General features: G+C 69.5%; 21 protein-coding genes and 4 pseudogenes. 13 read left to right on the top strand and 12 right to left on the bottom strand.

Annotation, left to right across the window (positions count from 1 at the left end):
• Positions 1-214 precede the first annotated feature (214 nt).
• Positions 215-1039 carry an ABC transporter permease gene (locus AB8A24_RS07460; RefSeq protein WP_369475177.1) on the bottom strand — a complete coding sequence of 275 codons (825 nt, stop codon included), beginning with the start codon at positions 1037-1039 and terminating at the stop codon, positions 215-217.
• Positions 1036-1956 (bottom strand): ATP-binding cassette domain-containing protein, encoded by a 921-nt coding sequence (locus tag AB8A24_RS07455; protein ID WP_369475176.1) that lies wholly within the window; start codon positions 1954-1956, stop codon positions 1036-1038. Before AB8A24_RS07455 ends, AB8A24_RS07460 begins: the two co-directional genes overlap by 4 nt.
• 196 nt (positions 1957-2152) lie before the next feature.
• Here AB8A24_RS07455 and AB8A24_RS07450 point away from each other — a divergent pair.
• Positions 2153-2328, top strand: a pseudogene (locus AB8A24_RS07450) (IS110 family transposase); the annotation flags it as partial.
• Positions 2329-2622: 294 nt separating this feature from the next.
• Here AB8A24_RS07450 and AB8A24_RS07445 read toward each other — a convergent pair.
• Positions 2623-3963, bottom strand: coding sequence for an MFS transporter (locus AB8A24_RS07445; RefSeq protein ID WP_369475175.1), 1341 nt, complete (start codon positions 3961-3963; stop codon positions 2623-2625).
• 282 nt (positions 3964-4245) lie between these two features.
• On the bottom strand, positions 4246-4623 hold the full coding sequence (locus AB8A24_RS07440) for a hypothetical protein (protein WP_369475174.1): 378 nt from the start codon (positions 4621-4623) through the stop codon (positions 4246-4248).
• 730 nt (positions 4624-5353) lie between these two features.
• Here AB8A24_RS07440 and AB8A24_RS07435 point away from each other — a divergent pair.
• Entirely contained in the window at positions 5354-5575 is a 222-nt protein-coding gene (locus tag AB8A24_RS07435; RefSeq protein WP_369475173.1) for a hypothetical protein, read from the top strand.
• A gap of 201 nt (positions 5576-5776) precedes the next feature.
• On the opposite strand, the gene AB8A24_RS07430 is transcribed toward AB8A24_RS07435, so the two are convergent.
• On the bottom strand, positions 5777-6214 hold the full coding sequence (locus tag AB8A24_RS07430) for a CAP domain-containing protein (RefSeq protein WP_369475172.1): 438 nt from the start codon (positions 6212-6214) through the stop codon (positions 5777-5779).
• Between the two features lie 689 nt (positions 6215-6903).
• On the opposite strand from AB8A24_RS07430, the gene AB8A24_RS07425 reads away from it, so the two are divergent.
• Both AB8A24_RS07425 and AB8A24_RS07420 read left to right on the top strand, forming a co-directional pair.
• Positions 6904-7551 carry a hypothetical protein gene (locus AB8A24_RS07425; RefSeq protein ID WP_328959801.1) on the top strand — a complete coding sequence of 216 codons (648 nt, stop codon included), beginning with the start codon at positions 6904-6906 and terminating at the stop codon, positions 7549-7551.
• A gap of 77 nt (positions 7552-7628) precedes the next feature.
• Positions 7629-7958, top strand: coding sequence for a hypothetical protein (locus tag AB8A24_RS07420; protein WP_369475171.1), 330 nt, complete (start codon positions 7629-7631; stop codon positions 7956-7958).
• On the opposite strand, the pseudogene AB8A24_RS07415 reads toward AB8A24_RS07420, so the two are convergent.
• A pseudogene (locus tag AB8A24_RS07415) lies at positions 7959-8123 on the bottom strand (IS5/IS1182 family transposase); the annotation flags it as partial.
• Between the two features lie 162 nt (positions 8124-8285).
• On the opposite strand from AB8A24_RS07415, the gene AB8A24_RS07410 reads away from it, so the two are divergent.
• Positions 8286-9023, top strand: coding sequence for a dienelactone hydrolase family protein (locus AB8A24_RS07410; protein ID WP_369475170.1), 738 nt, complete (start codon positions 8286-8288; stop codon positions 9021-9023).
• 136 nt (positions 9024-9159) lie between these two features.
• Here AB8A24_RS07410 and AB8A24_RS07405 read toward each other — a convergent pair.
• Positions 9160-9381: pseudogene (locus AB8A24_RS07405) on the bottom strand (hypothetical protein); the annotation flags it as partial.
• 984 nt (positions 9382-10365) lie between these two features.
• On the opposite strand from AB8A24_RS07405, the gene AB8A24_RS07400 reads away from it, so the two are divergent.
• Complete coding sequence (locus tag AB8A24_RS07400) at positions 10366-10788, top strand: hypothetical protein (protein WP_369475169.1); 423 nt, start codon at positions 10366-10368, stop codon at positions 10786-10788.
• Between the two features lie 189 nt (positions 10789-10977).
• On the opposite strand, the gene AB8A24_RS07395 is transcribed toward AB8A24_RS07400, so the two are convergent.
• Complete coding sequence (locus AB8A24_RS07395) at positions 10978-11313, bottom strand: RRQRL motif-containing zinc-binding protein (RefSeq protein WP_369475168.1); 336 nt, start codon at positions 11311-11313, stop codon at positions 10978-10980.
• Positions 11314-11596: 283 nt separating this feature from the next.
• A complete protein-coding gene (locus AB8A24_RS07390; RefSeq protein ID WP_328959795.1) occupies positions 11597-11740 on the bottom strand; it encodes a hypothetical protein in 144 nt (47 codons plus the stop codon).
• Here AB8A24_RS07390 and AB8A24_RS07385 point away from each other — a divergent pair.
• The 4 genes from AB8A24_RS07385 (at position 11735) to AB8A24_RS07370 (ending at position 15444) form a co-directional block, all read left to right on the top strand.
• A complete protein-coding gene (locus AB8A24_RS07385; protein ID WP_328959794.1) occupies positions 11735-11884 on the top strand; it encodes a hypothetical protein in 150 nt (49 codons plus the stop codon). The genes AB8A24_RS07390 and AB8A24_RS07385 overlap by 6 nt on opposite strands.
• Positions 11885-12146: 262 nt before the next feature.
• Entirely contained in the window at positions 12147-12734 is a 588-nt protein-coding gene (locus AB8A24_RS07380) for a hypothetical protein (RefSeq protein ID WP_369475167.1), read from the top strand.
• Between the two features lie 1401 nt (positions 12735-14135).
• Entirely contained in the window at positions 14136-14615 is a 480-nt protein-coding gene (locus AB8A24_RS07375) for an NUDIX domain-containing protein (RefSeq protein WP_328959791.1), read from the top strand.
• A 220-nt stretch (positions 14616-14835) separates the two neighbouring features.
• Positions 14836-15444, top strand: a complete 609-nt coding sequence (locus AB8A24_RS07370) for a hypothetical protein (RefSeq protein ID WP_369475166.1) — start codon at positions 14836-14838, stop codon at positions 15442-15444.
• A 612-nt stretch (positions 15445-16056) separates the two neighbouring features.
• Here AB8A24_RS07370 and AB8A24_RS07365 read toward each other — a convergent pair.
• The gene (locus AB8A24_RS07365) at positions 16057-16599 is read right to left on the bottom strand and encodes an NUDIX hydrolase (RefSeq protein WP_328965752.1); all 543 of its coding nucleotides are present in this window, start codon (positions 16597-16599) and stop codon (positions 16057-16059) included.
• A 54-nt stretch (positions 16600-16653) separates the two neighbouring features.
• Positions 16654-16761 (bottom strand): annotated as a pseudogene (locus AB8A24_RS07360) (transposase); the annotation flags it as partial.
• Positions 16762-17350: 589 nt separating this feature from the next.
• On the opposite strand from AB8A24_RS07360, the gene AB8A24_RS07355 reads away from it, so the two are divergent.
• Positions 17351-18766 carry an MFS transporter gene (locus AB8A24_RS07355; RefSeq protein ID WP_328959789.1) on the top strand — a complete coding sequence of 472 codons (1416 nt, stop codon included), beginning with the start codon at positions 17351-17353 and terminating at the stop codon, positions 18764-18766.
• 23 nt (positions 18767-18789) lie between these two features.
• The gene (cutA, locus tag AB8A24_RS07350; protein WP_369475165.1) at positions 18790-19245 is read left to right on the top strand and encodes a divalent-cation tolerance protein CutA; all 456 of its coding nucleotides are present in this window, start codon (positions 18790-18792) and stop codon (positions 19243-19245) included.
• Here the strand turns inward: cutA and AB8A24_RS07345 are convergent.
• Positions 19141-19383: a hypothetical protein gene (locus AB8A24_RS07345; RefSeq protein ID WP_328959788.1), complete on the bottom strand. Its 243-nt coding sequence runs from the start codon at positions 19381-19383 to the stop codon at positions 19141-19143. The two genes, cutA and AB8A24_RS07345, sit on opposite strands and share 105 nt — an antisense overlap.
• A gap of 290 nt (positions 19384-19673) precedes the next feature.
• Between AB8A24_RS07345 and AB8A24_RS07340 the strand changes: the two genes are divergently transcribed.
• Positions 19674-20123, top strand: coding sequence for a spore-associated protein (locus tag AB8A24_RS07340; protein ID WP_328959787.1), 450 nt, complete (start codon positions 19674-19676; stop codon positions 20121-20123).
• Positions 20124-20242: the final 119 nt, after the last annotated feature.

The raw sequence follows: 20242 nt of genomic DNA, 5'->3' as shown, positions 1-20242 counted from the left end.
CGCAATCGAACACCGAGGTCACGCTCCGCGATGGTTCCCCAAGATCTGTGCCAGAACCTACTTCTACTTCTCACCGACATCGCACACGGCCGTGATCGGGAAGTGGTCTTGGAATCCGACGACCCATGCTCTCGGTTGTGGTCCACGCAGCCACGGGGCCTTGCTCCCGGAGTGTGCCGTCAGTGCACGGTGCGCGTGCCTTGAGGAGGAACGCTCACACGTCGCGGCGTCTGATGACGAGTACGGCGAGTGCGACCGTGATCAGCGGCCAGAGCGCGTACACGATCCAGGAGCCGGGGACCGTGGCGGTGTAGCCGAGGGATCCGGGATCCGGCTCCCAGCTCTGGACCAGGCGCTTCCAGGCGGCCGACACCATCGCGTGGTTGATGTCCGCCGACCAACGATCGCTCTCCGAGAACATGGGCGGCAGCATGAGCAGGGTCAGGACGCTGGTGACCATGGTCGTAGCGCTGTGCCGGAGCAGGACGCCGAGGCCCAGCCCGGTCAGTGCGCAGACCGGGGCCAGCAGGGCGGATGCCACCAGCGCCCGGAACACCCCTGGGTGAGTGAGCGGGACGCCGGCGTGCCGACCGCTGAGGACGGCCTGGGAGACCAGGAAGGAACCGGTGGAGATGGCCGTGCCGACCGCGGTCCACAGCGCGGCGGTGACGGTCGCCTTGGCCAGCACCACCGAGCCGCGGGCGGGGACGGCCACGGTGGTGGTGCGGATCAGGCCGCTGCTGTACTCGCTCACGACGGTGAGGGCGCCCATGCTGCTTGCGACGAGTATCAGCGTCCAGTAGCCGGCGGGCGGGTAGGCGTCGTAGGGCAGGAAATCGGCGGGGCCTGAGCGGGCGGCGTTGTCCGCGAGCGTGGCCACGGCGGAGGACCCGATGACGAACAGGGCGGTGAGCGCGATCGCCCACGGGGTGGAGCGCAGGGACCGCATCTTGATCCACTCGGAGGCGAGCAGGTCGCGGAAGCGGGCGGGTGGCCCAGTGACCGGGGTGGTCGGGAGGGCGGAGGCGAGTGTGGTCATCGGGGCTGTCCTGCCTGGTATTCGACGCTGTCGGCGGTGAGTTCCATGAAGGCCGCCTCCAGTGAGGCGGTGTGGGTGGTCAGCTCGTCCACGCGGATCCGGTTCTCGAAGGCGAGCGCTCCGATGCGGTCCGCCGGGAGCCCGGTCACGGTGAGTTTCTCGGCGCCCGCCGAGCCTTCCTGCTCGACCGTGGCGCCCGCCGCGGTCAGCACGGCTGCCAGCTCGGCGATTCTCGGTGTCCCGACCACGACGCTGCGACGGGTGCCGCGGGCCGCGAAGTCCCGTACCGACTCGGCGGCGATGAGACGGCCCCGGCCGATGACGACCAGCTGGTCGGCGGTGTTCTCCATCTCCGACATCAGGTGGCTGGAGAGGAAGACCGTACGTCCCTCGGCGGCGAGGCGTCGGAAGAGCCGGCGTACCCAGAGCACGCCCTCCGGGTCCATGCCGTTGATCGGCTCGTCGAACATGAGCACGGGCGGGTCGCCGAGCAGGGCGGTGGCGATCCCCAGCCGCTGCTTCATACCGAGGGAGAATCCGCCGATGCGACGGCTCGCCGCCTCGGCCAGCCCCACTTCCTGGAGCACCTCGTCCACCCGGCGCCGCGGGATGCCGTTGCTGCGGGCCAGGGCGGACAGGTGGGCGGCGGCGCTGCGGCCGCCGTGGACCTGTCCGGCGTCGAGGAGGGCTCCGACGTGCCGCAGTCCGCGCGGGTGGTGGCGGAAGGGGGCGCCGCTGACGGTGGCGGAGCCGGTGGTTGGAGCGTCGAGGCCGAGGATCATCCGCAGGGTGGTGGACTTGCCGGCTCCGTTGGGGCCGAGGAATCCTGTGACCTGGCCCGGCCGCACGGTGAAGGACAGATGGTCGACGGCTGTCTTGCTGCCGTAGCGCTTGGTGAGTTCGTTGACTTCGATCACGGCACCCACACTGCCGAGAGAACCCCGGCCGCACATGGGGCCGTGGGAGGCAATCGTGCGGCCGGGTTGGCCCGTGGGCGTACGTCCCGGGGCTGATGCCGTGTGGGCGGTGTGCCGGCCGGTCGCACGCGTGGACCTCATAACGATCACCCCATTGCGGGCGACCGCGGCCGGGGTCGGCAGCGACCTCACCTTCTTCGCGACCCCGGACCGGCTGGCCGCGTTCGCCGGGCTTGCGCCGGCGCCGCATGACTCGGGGAAGAAGAGAGGCAACCTTCGCCGTCCCCACGCCACTACCACCGCGGCCTCCAGCGCGTCTTCTACATGTCCGCACTGACCAGCGTCCGCTACGACCCCAACTCCCCGACCTTCTAAGACCGCAAACGAGCCGAGGCCGCGACTGCAATCACGCATGGCCCGGTCAGGTCCACCACCTTGCGCTCCCTGACGGGTGGGGGTCCTGGGACCTTCCCGCAGACCAGGAACAGCAAGTCATCAAAGTGCTTTTCGATCTAATTGACGAGTTCCTCTCGGAACGAGAGGCGAACACCCAAATGCCGTGACTTCTCCATCGGGAAGCCTCTGAGCGCGATAAACAGCTTGCGGGACAGCATCTGGATCTTGCTGATCAGGCTCGATGCGGCTGAGGATCCCCACCTGCTGGGGCTACGGTTGCGCCCCTGCTTGCTGCTCTGCGTCCGTCTCCGTCTCCCTCTCCGCCTCCGCCTCCGCGCAGGCCGGCTTCGCGGTCCCCGCCGCTGGCTCGTGGCAGGTCCGCGCGGCTCGCAGAGTCAGCGCGGAGGCGGCGACCAGGCCCACCACCACGATGCCCGCACCGGACAGGCGCAGCGCGCCGACCGCGCCGAGGCCGCCCGCGAGCGGTCCTCCGAGCGCGGTGCCCAGGGGCACCGACAGCACCCTGACGGCGGAACTCGCCGCGAGGGCCTGCGGTAGCAGCGCGCTCGGCGCCGAGCGCTGGAAGAGGGTGGTCGACAGCGATGAGTACGGCGGCCAGAGCAGCCCCGCCACCCCGAAGCAGACGACCGACATGGCCGTCGGGGCACCCAGGCCCAGGGGGAGCATCAGCGCACCGAAGCCGATGACGATACCGACCGTCGTGGGCCACAACCGCCACCGGCTGAGATGGCCGGTGAGGACCGAACCCAGCACTGCGCCGATGCCGAAGGCCGTGTAGAACCCCGCCAGGACACCGGCCGAGGCACCCAGGTCGTCCGACACGTGCAGCGGGAGCGCCACGTACACGGGGCCGAAGAGGAAGAAGAACGCGAAGCTCAGGGCGAGGAGGCCGGACAGTGCGGGACTGCGCCGGATCACTGCGAAACCGGCCGCTCGCGAGGCCGTGTCGTCCTCGGGCTCCGGGACCGCGTCCTTGGGGACGGCGACCAGGAAGGTCACCGCCAGGACGAGGAACGTCGTCGCGTCCACGGCCAGCACCGTCGCCGGGCTCCCGAACGCGATCAGCAGCGTGGCCAGCGGCGGCCCCGCCACCGTGGCGATCGACCCCACACCCGACAGGACGGCGTTGCCCGCCAGGTGGTCGCGCTCCGGCAGCACCCTGGCGATCAGCGTGTAGACACCCGCCTGCCCCCAGGAATGCAGCACGGAGGAGACCGCCAGCAGCGCGACATACCCGTGGATACCGAGTGCGCCGAAGGCGTACAGCACCGGGATGGCCCCCAGCGCTCCCGCCCGCAACGCCGCGTCCCAGCCCGCCAGTTGGGTGGGCGGGCGGTGGCGCAGGAAGCGGCCGAGCAGCAGCGCGCCCACCGCACCCGACAGGGTGTAGGCGGCCGCCGCCAGCGCCACCCAGATCCCGCGGTCCGCGGCCGGCGCCAGCTCGATCGCCAGCCAGCTCACCGCCACCACGGCCATGCCGTCACCCAACGACGAGACGGCGAACCCCGGGAGGACCCGCCGCAGCGTCGTGTGACTGATCACCGGCCAGTACGGCGAAGAGCGCATCACACGGCTCAGGTCCGGGCCCATGGGCTACCTCCACACATTGACGGAACCGACCCCACCCTTCCCCAGGGATCGGCACGCGAGGTGGCCTTCACCGGTGGGCGTAAACGTCACGCCCAGCGCGAACCGAGCCGCTCGGGCAGGCGGGCGCGGACGATGAGGACACCGGCGTCGGGGCCAAACGAACGGGCACGCAGCGCCGTGTTCGCCCATCTGTGCGACAGAAAGGCCCCCGCGCGTATGTCCTTTCGAAGGGGATCGCGACCTCGCGGTTCGGACACGGGAGAGGGCACCCGAGTGCAAGGGTCAGTTGTCGGGTGGCTGCGCAGGGGCGAGGAGTTCGCTCTTCACGTGGTCGTAGTCGGCCAGGGCTTGCGGGTCACCCTGGTGGTAGTCGTTCCAGAAGCCGGGACGCTGCCAGCGGGCGTCCGCGAGGTGGGTGCGGCCGTCGGCGATGGTCAGGGTCCAGCCGGGTGGTATCCGGGGGTCTACCGTCTCGAAGTGGATGGGGTCCCAGAGGAGTCCCGGGTCTGGTGTGTCGGGGCCGAGCACGCGGATCTGGCAATCGAGGTCGTAGGCGACCATCTCGAGAACCGGGTAGACGCACCCCACACGGATCCCGTCATACTCCGCGACCGGGTAGTCGCCGTCGGGGTGGATGATCTCCAGGCATCTGACTCTCATGCTGGAAGTCTCACCGAGGCCGATCCCCGGTCGCTGTCCGGGGCACCGCAGCAGATCCAGCGAGGCCGCCATCTCCTGTCGCGGGCGATGACGACTCCCGGTATTCCCAGGCTCGACTTGGCGCTGCGGGGAACGTAGGCCGGCAGACATCGCGCGGAACACGTCGGCGACAGCCTGGCCCTCGGGGGAGAGGTCGTACAGGGTGCGGTGTCACAGCGGCGGTAGATCCGTCGGATCATCGGTCACTCTCCTGCTCGGGGCTGGTGGGGCTGGTGGGGCAGGTGATGGCGGGCGATTGGGCACGCGCTGCGGAAGCGTGGAGGCGCTCGCTTTCGACCTCTCGGCCGCGGTCCTGGTCAGCACTAGGGGGTCCGGGTCCGTAGTTCCGCACTTCTCCGGACTGGGGCATCGGCTACCCAGCGAGGTGACCCCCAGTTTTGGCTTGGGCTCCGCGTGCTGTGCTGACTGCTGGCACACTCTGGCTGACGTAGCAGCGCAGTTGATCCCCGTGGCCTCCGCGCTTGCGGGAGTCGCCCTCACGCTCCTGGGCAACGTGTATTTGGAGCGCGGTAAATGGAACCGGGGCCAACGAAGCGAACAGCGGGCCCGCTCGCTCTAGTCGCTTACGGATCTCCTGCAAGCCATCACCGACATCGCCCGCACGCTCAGACAGACTGCTGAGCAGATCGACGAAGGCAGAGACGTTGACATGCGAGGGGCCGCGGATCAGATGGACGACCGACGACAAGGCACGGTCGCCCGCATCGTTGGCCCCCGCAGCACCTACAGCTTGATCACAACGCCGGAGGGACAGATCGCCCCGATCTACCGTCTGGTCTCTGAAGCCGGCCGGTTGGGTGATGGAGCTGCTCTGGTTGAGCCTGCTCGGCAGTTGATGAAGACACGGGATGCCTTCATCGATCACCTGCGGAGGGTCGATGGCATGCCTTGACCCTGAGGATCGGGGACAGCAGCGCTGAACACGCGCCACCCAAGAGAATGATCAAGGAATTGCCGTTCTGGAACGCCCAGCACGTGGACGTGGACGACTTCGGCCCCGTGGCCGCGCTCGTGAAGTGGGCTGCTCACGAGTACTCCTGACCAGGCTCTCCAGAGCAGGCAGCCGCATGCTCGGCGTGGCCGCCTGTGTGGGTCACACGTAGCGGCAGACCGTCACGCCGGCCGCAGCACCGCACCCCATCTTCGTGTAGTTCTTCTGGACCATGTTCCAGTAGTGGCCCCAGTCTCTGTAGCCGGGGTCATCCGTGTTCCAGTTCGGGCCGGCCGCGTCGTAGGCGGCTTTCTCTCCGGCCCACTGCGACACAGCCTGGGATGGCTCGGCCCCGGACATGTTCTCGGCGCCGTCGTTGAAGCTCTCGTCGTGCTGGAGGCTTCCACCGGCGAGGGAAGCGGGGTTGTCGGCCCATGACTGCGAGCCGGAGGCGAGAGCCGCGTCCCAGGCGAGGGGTGGTGCGCCTTCCGTCTGACGTATCGCATTGGTGTCGTTCACCATGGCCGTCTGGTCGGCGGGGCTGACCTGGGCGGGAAGGCCGGCCGAGACGGCGGCGGACGCCGTTGGGCCGGCCCCCAACACCATTCCTCCGACCATCAGAGTTGCCGCAATGGCCACGGCCCGACGGCGTGTACGAGAAAGTCTTCTCATTGCGACTCCCTGGTCGCACGGAAATAGCGGAGAGTGCCGACGCGGTTCACGACGGTCAACCGTCATGGGAGCGGGCAACACGGCCGGCAAGCGCGATGGTGACCGAGCCATCGGCAACGCGCTGTTCCTGTCAGGGCGGCCCATGGCCGCCGCCTGCCCTATGGCCAGCGTATGTCCAGGTGCCGGGGGTGGCGAGCCCGGATGCCGCTGAAGAAGCAGACCCGCCCAGCCCAGACCGTGCCCGAGGCCGCGCAGACCGAGGGATGAGTAGGACGGAGTCGGCGGAGCCTGCCGAGTCCCGGCCGTGGCGGCCCAGGGACGGGGCACCGTCCCGGGTACGGATATGGCCCACTCGTTCCGCTACTCGGCGGCCGGCGACCACTGGTTCAACGATGAGAGCGCCGGCGACCAGGATGGCCCCCAACAGCCGCCTGCACACCTGACCGGGGCGGATTCCCTGAAGACTGCCCGCCGGCGGCCGCAAGTCGCAACACCAGCCGAACGACCCGGTGGGGACCTACCGCGGCTCAGCACCAGCAGGAGCCCATCTCTCCTTCAACCCGCTTGACACACCGCCCCCGGCCCTCACTGCACGGCACCGGCACTAGCCTGTCCCGATGGGACTCGACATCACCGTGCTCATGGCCGATTGGGAGCACCTGGCGCGGATACCGGCGGACGACAGGGTGAAGGTACTGGGCGATGCCGCCTGCCCCGACTTCTGCTGCGAGGCGTGCGAAGACGCCGACTACGCCGTGACAGGCGGCTGGGTGTGGCAGCGGCAGGTGTCCTGGTGCGCCGAGTACCGGTTCCACGGAACCACCGGTTCCTACGGCTGGCACCCCCGATTGGGCAATGCCTGGGAGGACGTCCGGACCTCGGTGGCGCCCGAACTGCGGGAAGCCCTGGACCACTTCCTGCGCGGCCTGTTCTGGGACGACCCGGACGACGTCACGGCGACGGACCCCACGGCCGCCGCGGAGGAGGAACGGCCCGCCGCGCGCGGCTTCCCCGAGGACCCCGCTCCGTGGCGCCCTCGGGTGCTTCTGCTCAGCGCCCCCGACGAGGTGTCGGAGCTGGTCCGCTCCTGGCAGGTGGCCGCGCCCCGGCTGGAGGAACTGCGCGGGCCCTTCGAAGCCGAGGCCGCCGGCTGGGCGGGCCGGCCCGCCGGCTTCGACGCCGCCGCAGCGTTGTTGCGTGAATGGGGCGACGTGGCCACGGAGGCCGGAGCCCGGCGATGGGGCCTGGTCGGTCTCCCCTTCTAGATCGTTTCCTTTGGATCACGAGCTGAGTGGCACCGTTGCCCGCCGGACGTTGTGGCGGCTCGTGAATACTGCTGGCCATGAGCGCAGATGAGAAGCTTCGGCGGGCGGCTACTCAGGTCGTGGACCTCGTCCTCACAGAGGACTGCGTCTACCTGGACGCCCTGCCGGATGCCGTGGAGATCGAGATAGTCACGCCTCTGTCGGCGGTCGGCCGGGCCCTGGATGAGGGAACGCCGAACAATCTGACGGAGGCAGCGGGGTTGTTCCTGTCCTGCGCTCTCCCTGTGGCACGCCAGATGCCAGGAGACCTCGCTGAGGCAGTCACCGAACTCCGCTTCAGCCTCCGTGAGTATGCGGCCCGTAGGCCAGCCGCACACGCTGACCAGGCAGAAACGCCTTTTCTCTGATCAGCGACTGGACCACATATAGAGGCCGGCGATGTGGAGTGAGGCCAGGAAGATCGTGGCGGTCTTGTCGTATCGAGTGGCCAGGCCGCGCCACTGCTTGAGCTTGAGACGGTTGACGCACCGCTCGACGGTATTGCGCTGCTTGTAGGCGTCTCGGTCGAAGGCGGGGGGCTCCAGCACGTCCACGGCGCTTGCGGTGGCGATCTGGTCAGACGGCTGGGGAAGCACAGCGGACACAGCGGCGCCACAGGGGGGAATACCCGCGCTGTTCTGCCGGCGGCAGAACAGCGGCCGATCCGGGCTCGACGATCGCTACGGTCCAGTCTCATGACGACGATTACGACGCGTACGGTCGAGTACCCGGCCGACGGTCTGACGATGGTCGGGCACCTCGCTCTCCCGGCCGGTGTCGACCGTCGGCCCGCGGTGCTGCTCGGACCAGAGGGCATGGGACTCAGCGACGTCGAGCGCCGCCGGGCCGACGCTCTCGCCGAGCTGGGATACGTAGCGCTGGCCTTCGACCTTCACGGCGGGCGCTATTTGAGCGACCCCGAGGAGATGCTGGCCCGTTGCCTGCCACTGCTCGCTGATCCCGACCGGATGCGGGGCATCGGCCATGCGGCGCTCGACGTGCTACGCGCCGAACCGCGGACCGACCCCGACCGGATCGCCGCCGTCGGCTACGGCACCGGGGGCGCCGTCGGGCTGGAACTCGGGCGCGGCGGCGTCAGCCTGCGCGCGATCGGGACAGTCAACGCAACTACCACGGGCCGACCGGGCGAGGCAGCGCGCATTCGCTGCCCGGTGTGGGCCGGGGTCGGGTCGGAAGACCCGATCATGCCGCCCGCGCAACGGAACGCGTTCACCGCCGAGATGCAGGCCGCAGGCGTCGACTGGCGCCTCACGGTCTACGGCGGCGCCTTGCACGCCTTCCACCACCCGCCGGTCGACCACCCCACGGTCCCCGGCGTCGGCTACCACCCACAGCACGCGCAGCGAGCCTGGCGCGACGTCGTCGACCTGCTCGACGAGTGCCTGCCCGTGACGGAGAAACGGGGGGCATGATCCAGGCAAACATGCCGGCGCCAGGCTTGGTCGGCGTCATGCACTGACCCGGCCGAGCGCGAGGCGGTCCTGAACGACGCGATGGACGGCATCGTCGCGTCCATCGCGATGCCGCGCCCGCCGACCCCGTGACGCCTCAAGCAGCGTGGACGGTTTCAGCAGGTCGTGGAAAGGATGTGTCGGGCTGCACGGCGGGCCGGGTGAGTCCGCGGGGCATGAGCGTGATCGAGGCCAGGGTGAGCGTCGTCTCGGAGCGCTCAGGTCAGGTCTCGTAGTCGCGCACGTTCCGACGCGTATGCGACAACCAAGCCAGTGACCTCTCCACCACCCAGCGCCTCGGCAGGATCACGAAGCCCTTGGCGCCCTCGGGCCTACTCACGGTCTTGATCGTCAGGTGGAGGTAGGACTTGGCCCAAGCCACGAGGGTGCCCGCGTAGGCAAAGTCTGCCCTTCAAAGACGGGTTCTCAGCGCCTGACCCAAGACGTTGCCCGCCGATGCAGAGGATGCGCAAGGGGGAGCCGTCGCGGGCGGATACGTCGTACTCGTGCACCAGGTGCTTCTTGAGGGCGGAGCGGACGGTAGGGGCCACGGACCGGACGGGCATCCGGGACGGGAAGGCAGGAAGCGGGCGCCGTTGACGGTCGTGTACTGCAGGGCCTGGCGCGGCCAGAGCCGGGCGTCGTTCATGGCGCCGTACTCGCGCAGGGCCTGGGTGTGGGCGGCGTAGTACGCCTCGGCGTCGGAGGGCATGGGCATGAGCAGGTCTCCTTCGGCGTGCCGGTCAGGTCAGAAGTCGAGGTCGAGCCGGATCGTGCTGGGGGTACGGCGGTCGTCGCCGTAATCACGACCGGGGTCGTGGACGGTGCCACGGTGCGCGGCAGGGCCGGCCGCACCGACCGGGGAAGGGGGCAGTGATTGACCCCTGCGCAATTCGGCAGCCGTCGCCATGGCTGAGGGCGGCAGGGCCTGCATCGGAGCAAGCCTCTCGGGCAGGACGTGGCTGCCGATGTGATGAGCGTGGTGGCTCTCGGCCAATCCGCGTCCGCCGGCATGCCCCACGCCGGACATCGGAAGGGGCCCGGTCTCTCTGTCTCCTGTGGTTGGCATGGAGTGTTCACCGCGTCCGGGGAGCGACCGAAACGAGACGGGGTCCCTGCCGAGGTGGAACGGGCCCGGCATCTGAACGGATACGGTCGGGCCCGCCAACGCAGACAGTACTCAGCACGGAGGCTGTCCAGCGGCATGCGTCGAAGCGAGGGTGCCTCCAAACCCAGTCACGCAAGCCGCCCCCGCTGCAACCTCCACGGACCACGGACCGACGAACAAGGAATGAGCGCGCAGATGAAGACGAGGATCCAGTCAGCATTGGGAACCGCACTGCTGCTCCTGGCCGCCATGGCGGCCACCAGTGGCTCGGCCGCCGCCCAAGTGGCGGGGGCAGACGCCCCGGCCGCAGGCCAGGCCCGGCTGACAGGGCAGTGGACCGAGTCCGTCGACAAGAACCGCCCGGGAATCACGTTCTACATCCAGAATCTCACCTTCACCGCGGACGGCCGTTTCGAGCAGATCAACAACGTGATCTGCAACCTGGACAACTGCCCCGCGTTCAAGATCGGCGTCAACACGGGCACCTACCGCACGGAGGGAAGGACCATCCACCTCGACGGCAACCTCTCGGACCTCCACGGCGCCGTCCTACGCAGCGACACCATCGTCCTCGACAAGCACGTTCTTCACCGCACGGCCGCCGGCGCCTCGGAATAGCTACCCGGGGCTTTGCCAGGAGGCACCACCGTCGGCCTCTGTTGTCATGCTTCGGTGGTCCTTGCAGCACTGTGGCGGGAACCGGGCCGGAGCGAGATGCGTTCACGCGGCCAGCCGGTGTGCGGCCGGGGGGAGCGAGGTAGCCGGCGGGGTCTGCAGGCGTGCCGTCGTGGCACGCCAGGCAGTTGTTCAGGGAGGTCGGGAGCGCGAAGAAGTAGCGTCGGCCTCAGGTGCCACGGTCTGTCCGGCAGCCATCGCCTTGTCGAGCGCGTACTCCTTGGCGAGAGTCATCGGCCGCACCGGCCTTGCCCGCGCAATCTCGTAGTGCAGCCCGTTCTTCGGGCCGCGGGTCTCGACCTCGGCGACCGGCTCCTGGCCGCCGGGGCGCAGCCCCATCACCCTGAGCCGGCGTTTGGTCGCGTACCCCGAGGGCGCGCACAGTCGCTTGAACACCGGGATCGTCAGCTCGGATTCGGCGGGGGCGCGAGGGTCGATGTCGACCAGGTCCTCGTCCTGGTCGGCCATCACCCGCTCCAGGTACCGGGGAAGCGGAGCTGGGGGAGCGGGTAGCGGGGGCCCGGGATGGTGTGCCGCGGGCGCCAGATCCTGCGGCGCGGCCGGGGACGAGCACGATGAACCCTCCAAGTCGAAGAAGTGGCTGGGCACGTACGGGCGTCCGCCACCCCCCGGGTCGGGGCGGCGGGCGCGCCGGTTGGGCTGAGGCCGGTCGGCCTGCCCGGGTCACCGGAACCGGCCGCCCGAGTGCGGGTGGTGGTGCCGGTGGCCAGGCGGGGCGGTCGGAGCTGGGTCAGAGCGCGGCGGAGAGGACGCCGAGGACGAGGGCAGCCGCGCTGCCGAGGACGAGGGTGGCGCCGGCCGAGGCCCAGAACGGGTGGCCCGTGCCCTTGGGGTCGCGGAGGTCGCTGAGCCCGTCGGCGATGCGCGCGTGCATCGCGATCAGCGGGGACAGGGCGGCGTACCGGCGCCCGAGCCGGTCGACCTGGCCGGCGGCTTCGTCATCGGGTATGTGCCCGCTGTGGAGGGCCAGGCGGTGGGTCTCGCCTTCGGCGGCCAGGTCGTCGAGGTGTACTGGTGAAGAGGCAGTGTTCCGAACCTGCGGTATTCCAGCCGAGCAGCGGTCGCCCGAGGTCGCAGGTCGCCTCGCGCCGTGCGACGGTCGCCTGTGACTGATTCGGTCGCCCAGGATGAGGAACCGAGTGAGTCCGCCAGGAGCAGGGCCAGGTCGACCGCGTTGGCCCAGCGAGCCACCACCCTCGCCGAGCTGTCCAGGGCATGGGCTGGCATGATCGCCGGGTGAGAGATGTTCGCTTGCCCGTATTCCGGGGATCGGTGCAGCGGTGCTGCCGGCGTTGTTGCTGATGGCTTGGTGGTTTCGTCGGCGGTCGGAGCGGGACGAAGAGCTGGCCGAGCTGACGGTTGCGGCGGAGCTGGGTGATGATGTGGCGATGGGGAACCTGGCGGCGGGCCTGCATTTGAAGGGTGACCGGGACGGCGCACTGCACTGGTGGGGCCGGGCATGGGCAGCCGGGAACGTGGTTGCGGGCTTCAACCTGGGAATGCTGCACGCGGTGGCCGGCGATGCGAACCGCGCTCAGGTGATCTGGGAGAAGACCGCGGCGCTGGGCGATCCGGACGCCATGCTGGGCCTCGTCAAGCAGGCGCTCGAACGCGGCGATGCGGCTGGTGTCGAGCGCTGGGCGCCGGTGATCCTTGCACAGGACGAGGCGTTCCCGATCACCGCGCTGGGCGTGGCCTTCCGGGATCGGGGTGACCTGGAGCGGGCCATACAGGTGTTTCTGCGCTCCGAGGAGCTGGGTGACGGGTACGCGATGGAATACCGGGCGCAGATCCTGGATGGCTGGGGCCGACGCGAGGAGGCCGGCGCGCTTCGAGCACGGGCGGCGGGGGCCGAGCGGATGCTCTGAGGTGTAGAGCGCGGCGCGCGGGATCCGGCGTCCACCCGTCCACCCTGAGCTGGCGTTGGTCGCGTATCCGCCGGCGCGCACAGGCGCTTGAACACCTGGATCGTTGTCTCGGGAACGTCCGGGGCGTAGAGCCCATCTCCTTGATCAGTCGGTCCACTGATCGGCGCCCTCTTGAACGCTTGCGGCATCATGCATGGAAGCCTGTCCGCATGGACACCTTCGCGGACCGATTCGACGCCGGGTGGACGTGGTGGGAAGCCGCCATCGAAGAAGCGCAGGAAGGGCGCTGGATCCGTGACGCAGCGGAACGGCAAGCCATCGAGGACATCGGCGCCGCCACAAACCCTCGCCGGCATTCTCACCTGGGCCGCCCGATGACAACCGCAGATAGCCCCACTGGGGCTCGTCAGCGTTTCCGAACCACCATTCACCTTGGCCGACGCCGAGAGACCAAGCCTCCATCACACGTGCGATGGCAGGTATATCGGCCGAACGGCCCACTGTGACCACGATGAAGCGTCGGTCAGACGGGGATTCGACCGTGCCTCCGACCGCTTCGAACTCCTTGGTCAGTGCCGCCAGGGCCTCAGAGGCGAAGGGGCCGCTCTACGGGGCGGCCTGGACACAGAGGTTTCGGCCCGCCTGCCGTATCTGGAATTGCCCGTCGTCAGAGACCCGTAGAACGTCTCCTGCTGCACAGCCCAGGACAAGCCCCGGGCTGCCGGCGAGCTCGAAGAGGCCAGAATCGAAACTATGCGGTCGCAGCTGCGGGCAGAAAAGCGGTTTGACTGAAAGCGGTCAGGTCCTGCTGGCATTGTCGGGAGATGGACTACTTCCACCTCCCCGTAGCCTCTACCGTCGAGGACCCGGTCGGTGCCAAGGCGGCCCTGAAGCGCGCTTGGAACGCGTGCGCTCAGGTTCCCTGCCCCAAGTGCTATGTCGCAACGGGGCAGTACTGCCATAACGGGCCCCGAGGGTCGTGGCGTGTCACCCGCTTCCACCGGCCGCGCCAGGACGATGCGGGAGTTCCCTCCATCCTGGGCCCCGTCGGCATCCACGGTCTCAGCTGGGCGAAGGGCAAAGGCTCGTTCCCCTGGGACGAACGGCGCATCCCGACCGTCTGACGAACGACCCAGAAACCTGGCTATGGCGTGTGGCGCGGGCATTTCAAGAGTTCACGACGGACCAGGCGGTCCGGACCACAGGGGCCAACATCCTCGGCCGGCCTCATCGGGGACCGCTCCTTCGCCGCGAGGCCAGCCGCCGAGCCCCGAACACGACCGACACGCCTTCCACCCCCTACCTTCCGGATGCTCTCGCAGCGCGCCCTCGGACACTCACCGCGCTGCATGCCGCAGCCCTGGCCGACCGTGTCGTTTACCAGCAGAAGGGGATGTCCACATGAGCCGCATCCGCACAGCCGCGACCGGTTTGGTGGTCCGTGACGGGCACGTCCTGCTCGTCAAGGGGGACTGGCCTCAGCCGGATACCTGGCTGCCGCCCGGCGGTGGGCAGGAGCTGGGCGAGCCTTTGCACCGGGCTGTGGAGCGGGAGGTGCTGGAGGAGACGGGGGTGATCGTTCGCGCCGGACAGTTGCTGTTCCTACGCGAACACATCCCAGCCAACCACGAGGACGGCCCCATCGCGTACGACCGCAACCACCGGGTTGATGCGCTGTTCTGGTGCGAGGTCGTCTCTGAGCCATCCAAGCTGGGCGGGAGCGTCCCGGATCCGACCCACACCGGCGTCGAGTGGGTGCCGCTCGACAAGGTCGCAGGGCTGCGGATGATCCCTCTGTACCTGCGCGACCAGCTCACCGACGTCGTTGCCCAGGCCACAGCCGGCACATGGCAGACGAAGTACCTGGGCGACATGGCCTGACCTGGCTCAGAGAACGACCTCCTGCTCACGGAGCTGGGGGCCGAAGTACTGGGTTCTGTCGGCCGGCCTCACTCATGCGCGACGACACGGCCCGGTGGTACGGGGCGGCTCGGAATGCGGATCTCGAGGAACCGGGAGACGGCAAGGTTGCGGGCGTCCCGTTGGAAGATCTGTGGACCCCCTTCGGTCGTCTGTCGGTGGCGGATCCTAGGATCGGGCCATGAGCACCGCGTTGAGTCTGTATCTGCTGGACACCCAGCGCGCCCAGGCGTGGGTGGGGTCGGGGGACAAGGGGTTTCTTCAGGCTGTCCGCTCCGAGTACGCCGCCGAACTGGTCGAGGACGAAACCTGGTTCGGGGATCAGATAGCCGCCGGCGCCCCCACTGCCTCCGAGGCGCTGGAGGCGGTGGTGAACGCAGGGCCGTTCAGCGCGGAGGCGGGCCACGCCTTCCAGTACGGCTACGCGTACCGGCGGATCTGCGCGATGGGCGGACTCTTCCTCGACAATGACTGCTTCTCGCCCTACCGGGGCGACTGGCTGTCGATGGTGGACGAGGGGCTGCGCGCCGTGAACGTCACCGCCGTCTCCGTGGCGGACTTCCAGTACGGCGACCTGCCTGCCGTCCTGCCGTACACGGACATCCCGGGCTGCGGCGAGTGGTCGCCCGAGGACTGCGAGCGGGCGCTGGAGCAGTTCGAGGAGGGTGAACGCCTCGGGCTCGCCCCCGCCTCGGACCGGGAGGTGGCCGATGCGGTCGCCCAGGTGATCGGCTGGCTGCGCCGTGTGCCGCGCGGGTCCGGGTACGGGATCATCGGGTTCCGTTCCTGAGGCCCGTCACGCCGTCAGGAACCCCTTCGGCGGGTCGGCCCGGGTATGGCCGATCCAGGTACAGGAGTGGGCGTGGCCGCCGCATCGGCCCGGGGAGGGGCTCGCCGGACCCGTGTCGGCGTGCGGGCGGCTGCGCGGGCCTGGAGAGGTGACGGCCACTGTGAACGGCGGTCGGAGCGTGGGCGGTAGTGGGGGGTCAGGGCGCGGTTCACCCGCGCGTCGGCGGGGACCACTACATCGACACGCAGACCAGAGCTGACATCTGCGGTTCACCCCCGCGTCGGCGGGGATCACCTTGCTGCGCTGTCACATGCGACTGGCGGACCTTCCAGAACTTCGCCCGCATCGGACTTGCCCGTCACGACGAGGAGATGGCGAGCTTGCCCTGCGCCGGGACCTCACACTCGTCTGCGGTCGCCCCTTCGCCGCGATCGACCCCCAGCGCCGCGCCCGACGGCCTGCGACTGGATGCCCGGCCCCACCGCCAGCGCCGCGCCTGGTGCAACAGGTAACTCACCCCCCAGCGGCAGACCGCACCGACCGAACCCGGCGTCACCGTTGAAGCGCCCAACCACGGGGCTCGGGCGCGAACATGACCATCGGGGAGCGCGATCACACCCAGGTGTACGTGTCGTCGGTGACGGCGTCCAGAGCGGCGTCGGTGACGGTCGCGTGCGGGTGAGCCAGATCGGCGAGGGCGGGCCCGATGGGCGGGAAAATCGGCAGTTCGGCGGTCTGGCGGTAGTCGATCCACTCGATGACGCCGACTTCGTGGCTGCCGTCGGGGAGTTCGTCGTGTTCCTGCTCGGCGAGGGTTGCGCGGACCTCGGGGGTGATGTGGAGACGGTAGATCAGGTGGAGCTTGCGTGGCGGTGGGGTAGGGCCCGGGCGGGAGACGCGCTGGTCGACGACCCACAGCAGGTCACCGCCGTCGGCCTGGTCGATGTCCAGGTCGAGTTCTTCCCTGAGTTCCCGGCGCAGGGCGGCGGTGAAGTCTTCGCCGTCTTCGACGTTGCCGCCGGGCGGGGTGTAGTGGGTGGAGTCGGCGCGGTCACGGCGGACCAGGGCGACATCGTTGCCGCAGAACACCAGGGCTCCGGCGCGGACCTTGATCCGTGAGAACGGGGCCGCAGGCTTGGCGGGAAGGCTTGTCATGACAGCCAGTATCACGGTGCGGCGCCGGTGCCCGGGCGGCGGGAGCCGAGCAGCCAGGAGACGTTCCCCCGTCCCGTCGCCCGACCGAAGACGGTGCCGTTCGTAGACGGTCTTCCACGGCCCGAACCGTTCGGGCAGGTCACGCCACTGCACGCCGATGCGGGCGGCTTCGATGGCGGGGCGCTCGGCCCAGTGATTCCAGCCTACCCAGTCGGTCAAGGCGTGCGGACCGGCGCCGAAGCACACGGCGCGAAGCCCAGTGCCTTGAGGTGAAACAGGAGGAGGCAGAGGAAGACGCCCGCCCTGGCAGCCACTGCGACCCACGCCGACATCGCGCGCCCGCCGCACCTATGGGCCGTTCCCGCAGTCTTGTCGGAAGATCACAAGTTCCGCGATGGCCGGTCAGCTCCGGGCTACGCTCCCCGCTCCGGGGTCCGCGGCACCTGCGCCATACGGGCAACCACGCCGAGCGCCCGGGCCTGTCATGAGATCGCAGTCCGCCTGCGGTTGCGCTCCGCACAACCAACCACCACGTCCAAGACCCCGCACAGATCGGCCGGCATTTGAAGGAAGCCGTCGCGGTCCTGCCGCCGTATCACACCCCCGCACGGCACCCCGCTCACCGGCCGTTGGCACCACGCCCGTGGCCGCAGCGCCTTCGGCCACCACCGCGTCCAAGCAACGACCACAGCCCCCTGGCAGTACCCCCGCTCCCGCCCCCGCACTCCCTCTGATCGAAAGCCCTGCCCTGTTGACCCTGGCCGAACACCCGACCACCGCCCCGCCGCTCGCCACATACGGCGCCGTACTGGGCAGCCGACACGTTGTCCGCCTGCTCGGCGGCACTCTGATCGGGCGCCTGCCCAACTCCATGGTTCCGGTGGGGCTCGTCCTGTGGATCACCGGCGGCGGTGGGTCGCTGTCTTTCGCCGGAATGCTCGCCGCCCTCTACGGACTGGCGTCCGGGCTGTCTCAGCCGGTCAAAGGCAGGCTGATGGACCGCTACGGTCAAACCCGTGTGTCGACACCGGCGGTGCTGCTCAACGCCGGCTGCCTGGCAGCGCTCCCCTTGATCCGGGCGTGCGGGCATCCCGCGGCGGTGACCGCGGTGGTCGGGCTCGCGGGTCTGGTCACACCTCCGCTGGAGGCAGGGCTTCGGGCACTTTGGCCGACAGTCCTGCCTGACTTCGGGCGGCGCCGAGTCGTCCAAGCCCTCGACACCGGCTCGCAGGGACTCCTTTACATCGCCGGCCCCCTGCTCGCCTCGTGGCTGGCAACCACGCACGGGCCCGACACCGCCTTGGCCGCGACCGCCGCCCTCGGGCTGGTGGGCACGACGGTCGTCCTGACCGCCGCACCGTCGCAGACCTGGCGTCCTGCCGCCGGGGTGACGGGAACAGGGCGACTGATGAGCGCCGGCCTGGTCCTGCTGCTCACCGCGCTGGCGGGAACGGGGTTCGCGTTCGGAGCGATGAACGTGTGGGCCGCAGGCATGGCCGGCACCCATGGGCAGGCAATGCTCTGCGGACTGCTGCCCGCCGTTTTCTCCACCGGCAGCTTCCTGGGCAGCCTGATCTACGCCCGCCGGGCGTGGCCCGGCACGACCAAATCCCAGCTCATCACCACCAGCGCCCTGTTCCTCCTCGGCTGGGCGCCCCTGCTGGCCCAGCCCGATCCCCGCACAGCCTTCGCCCTCGCGGCAATCCCGGGGCTGTTCTTCACCTTGATCATCACCAATGGCTTCCACACCGTGGACGCGCTCTCCTCCGCCTCCCGCACCACCGAGGCGTACTCCTGGCTGATCCTGTCGGTCGGCACCGGGCAGGCGGCCGGAACCGCGCTCGCCGCAACCCTCGCCGCCCACCCCGACGTTCTCGCCGCGCTCCCCACCGGCGGCGCCGCCACCGCGCTGACCATCCTCATCCTCGCCCGCAGCAAGCTCGGCCCAGGCCGCCGCCTCGGCCGCCACCGGCGTCCCCGACAACAAGGACATCCTCGCCCAACGCCAGCACCGACTCGATGGCGAGCGGCGGGCACGCGCTCACTGCTCCTGGCGTCGACCGGATGTGAAAGGGCGCTACGCGCCCTGGCTGGTCACGCTCGAGGGAATCGGCGTCGCCGCAGGCGAGCGCCGCTTGATCACCCGGCGGCCCGGTTACGGTACTGAGCAAATAGAGGGCTCCGGGGAGCGTGTTCGCTGTGCCTGACCTGATCGTTCCCCGCCCTCCGGGCCCCTCGGAGCCTCCGGCGGCCCACACCTGGCCCACTGGCCCATATGGGCACGATGCATGGGGCGGGTACGTTGAACCCGTGGCCGACTTCTTGATCGTAATCACGACCGTGGACGATCAGGACGCTGCGCGGAAGCTGTCGCGCTCGGCGGTGGAGGCGCGCCTGGCCGCTTCCTGGCAGGTGACCGGGCCCATCGAAACGACGTACCGACACCTCGGCGAGGTCTCCGAGGGCACCGAGTATCAGGTGACGTTCCGTACGACCGGTGACCGGCGCGAGGCACTCGAGAAGCACCTGGTGGACAACACCCTACGACTCGCCGGAGGTCATCGCGTTCACGATCGACGCCGGCCGTGCCGAGTACCTGGACCGGATCACCCGAGCCACCCGCCAGCCCTTCGCGCGCTCCAGTAGCGCGCCGACCGGGGCGAGGGACCGGTGGGGCTCCAACCGCTTGGCCATCAGACGGGCCCGCGCCATCGGCCTGATCGACGCCAGACCCTCGGAGAGGTCGAACGCCCGTGCCGTGATCGCGATCTCGTCGGGATCCACCCAATACGCTCGGCACGGGCCGAGCGCGGGTGTAGGCCCTTGGGGGGATCGGACCGGTGAGGAGCGACTCTGCTAGGCGGGGGCGGGCGTAGCCGTCGACCGCTGGCGCAACGCGGCGAAGTCGGCCCGCGTGGCCTCGACGCCCGCGTGCGGCCGTCCGTCCGTCGGCCGGCGGGCGGGGTGGTGAGGCGGCGCGGTCACATTCTCTGCGGACGATGCGCAACCGTTCCGCCGTCCTTCATGTCCCACCATGCAGGAGCGACCAACTCCAATGACGACCAGGGGGAAACATGAGGTTCACCCGTTCCGTCCTTACCACCACCGCATTCGCCGCGCTGGCCCTGGGGGCCACGACCGCGCTGGCGGCGCCTGCCACCGCCGCGCCCAACACCACGCCGCAGAAGGTCTGCGGAAGCGCCTACAAGACCGTGAACTCGGCCGCCATCGGCTCGCTGGGCACCGTCTACCTGACATACAACGCCTCGAACGGCAAGAACTGCGTCGCGACCATCCGTAACAACCCGGGTGCGGCCGTGGACATGGCCCTCTGGATCGAAGTCCCCGACACCTGGGAGCGGGGCGAGGACTACGGCCGGTACACGTCGTACGCGGGCCCGGCCTACGTGTACGGCAAGGGCCACTGCGTCGACTGGGGCGGGGGCATCAGCAACGTGCACGTGCAGGTGTACAACTCCAACTGTGGCGCGCGCAAGGAGCACCGGGTCACCGAGGTCCGCTGACCCGAGCTCCTCCTGACCGCGACGTTCTGTGCCGTCGTGCCGTCGTGCGGTCGTCGGGGCAGGATCTGCGACCCGAGGACCGCACGGGAACCGCCGTGGTCCGGCTCGCCCCGGCAGAC

Origin of the sequence: Streptomyces sp. BF23-19, from assembly GCF_041106355.1 — a bacterium.
Lineage (GTDB): Bacteria > Actinomycetota > Actinomycetes > Streptomycetales > Streptomycetaceae > Streptomyces > Streptomyces virginiae_A.
The sequence above is the reverse complement of the archived record's forward strand: the minus strand, read 5'-3'. Positions and strand labels throughout refer to the sequence as shown.

Excerpts from the sequence above, each read along its gene's own strand:
- AB8A24_RS07460 (WP_369475177.1), bottom strand. The coding sequence starts at position 1,039 with ATGACCACACTCGCCTCCGCCCTCCCGACCACCCCGGTCACTGGGCCA.
- AB8A24_RS07445 (WP_369475175.1), bottom strand. The coding sequence starts at position 3,963 with ATGGGCCCGGACCTGAGCCGTGTGATGCGCTCTTCGCCGTACTGGCCG.
- AB8A24_RS07440 (WP_369475174.1), bottom strand. The coding sequence starts at position 4,623 with ATGAGAGTCAGATGCCTGGAGATCATCCACCCCGACGGCGACTACCCG.
- AB8A24_RS07435 (WP_369475173.1), top strand. The coding sequence starts at position 5,354 with ATGGACGACCGACGACAAGGCACGGTCGCCCGCATCGTTGGCCCCCGC.
- AB8A24_RS07425 (WP_328959801.1), top strand. The coding sequence starts at position 6,904 with ATGGGACTCGACATCACCGTGCTCATGGCCGATTGGGAGCACCTGGCG.
- AB8A24_RS07420 (WP_369475171.1), top strand. The coding sequence starts at position 7,629 with ATGAGCGCAGATGAGAAGCTTCGGCGGGCGGCTACTCAGGTCGTGGAC.
- AB8A24_RS07410 (WP_369475170.1), top strand. The coding sequence starts at position 8,286 with ATGACGACGATTACGACGCGTACGGTCGAGTACCCGGCCGACGGTCTG.
- AB8A24_RS07400 (WP_369475169.1), top strand. The coding sequence starts at position 10,366 with ATGAAGACGAGGATCCAGTCAGCATTGGGAACCGCACTGCTGCTCCTG.
- AB8A24_RS07395 (WP_369475168.1), bottom strand. The coding sequence starts at position 11,313 with ATGGCCGACCAGGACGAGGACCTGGTCGACATCGACCCTCGCGCCCCC.
- AB8A24_RS07390 (WP_328959795.1), bottom strand. The coding sequence starts at position 11,740 with ATGCACGCGCGCATCGCCGACGGGCTCAGCGACCTCCGCGACCCCAAG.
- AB8A24_RS07375 (WP_328959791.1), top strand. The coding sequence starts at position 14,136 with ATGAGCCGCATCCGCACAGCCGCGACCGGTTTGGTGGTCCGTGACGGG.
- AB8A24_RS07370 (WP_369475166.1), top strand. The coding sequence starts at position 14,836 with ATGAGCACCGCGTTGAGTCTGTATCTGCTGGACACCCAGCGCGCCCAG.
- AB8A24_RS07365 (WP_328965752.1), bottom strand. The coding sequence starts at position 16,599 with ATGACAAGCCTTCCCGCCAAGCCTGCGGCCCCGTTCTCACGGATCAAG.
- AB8A24_RS07340 (WP_328959787.1), top strand. The coding sequence starts at position 19,674 with ATGAGGTTCACCCGTTCCGTCCTTACCACCACCGCATTCGCCGCGCTG.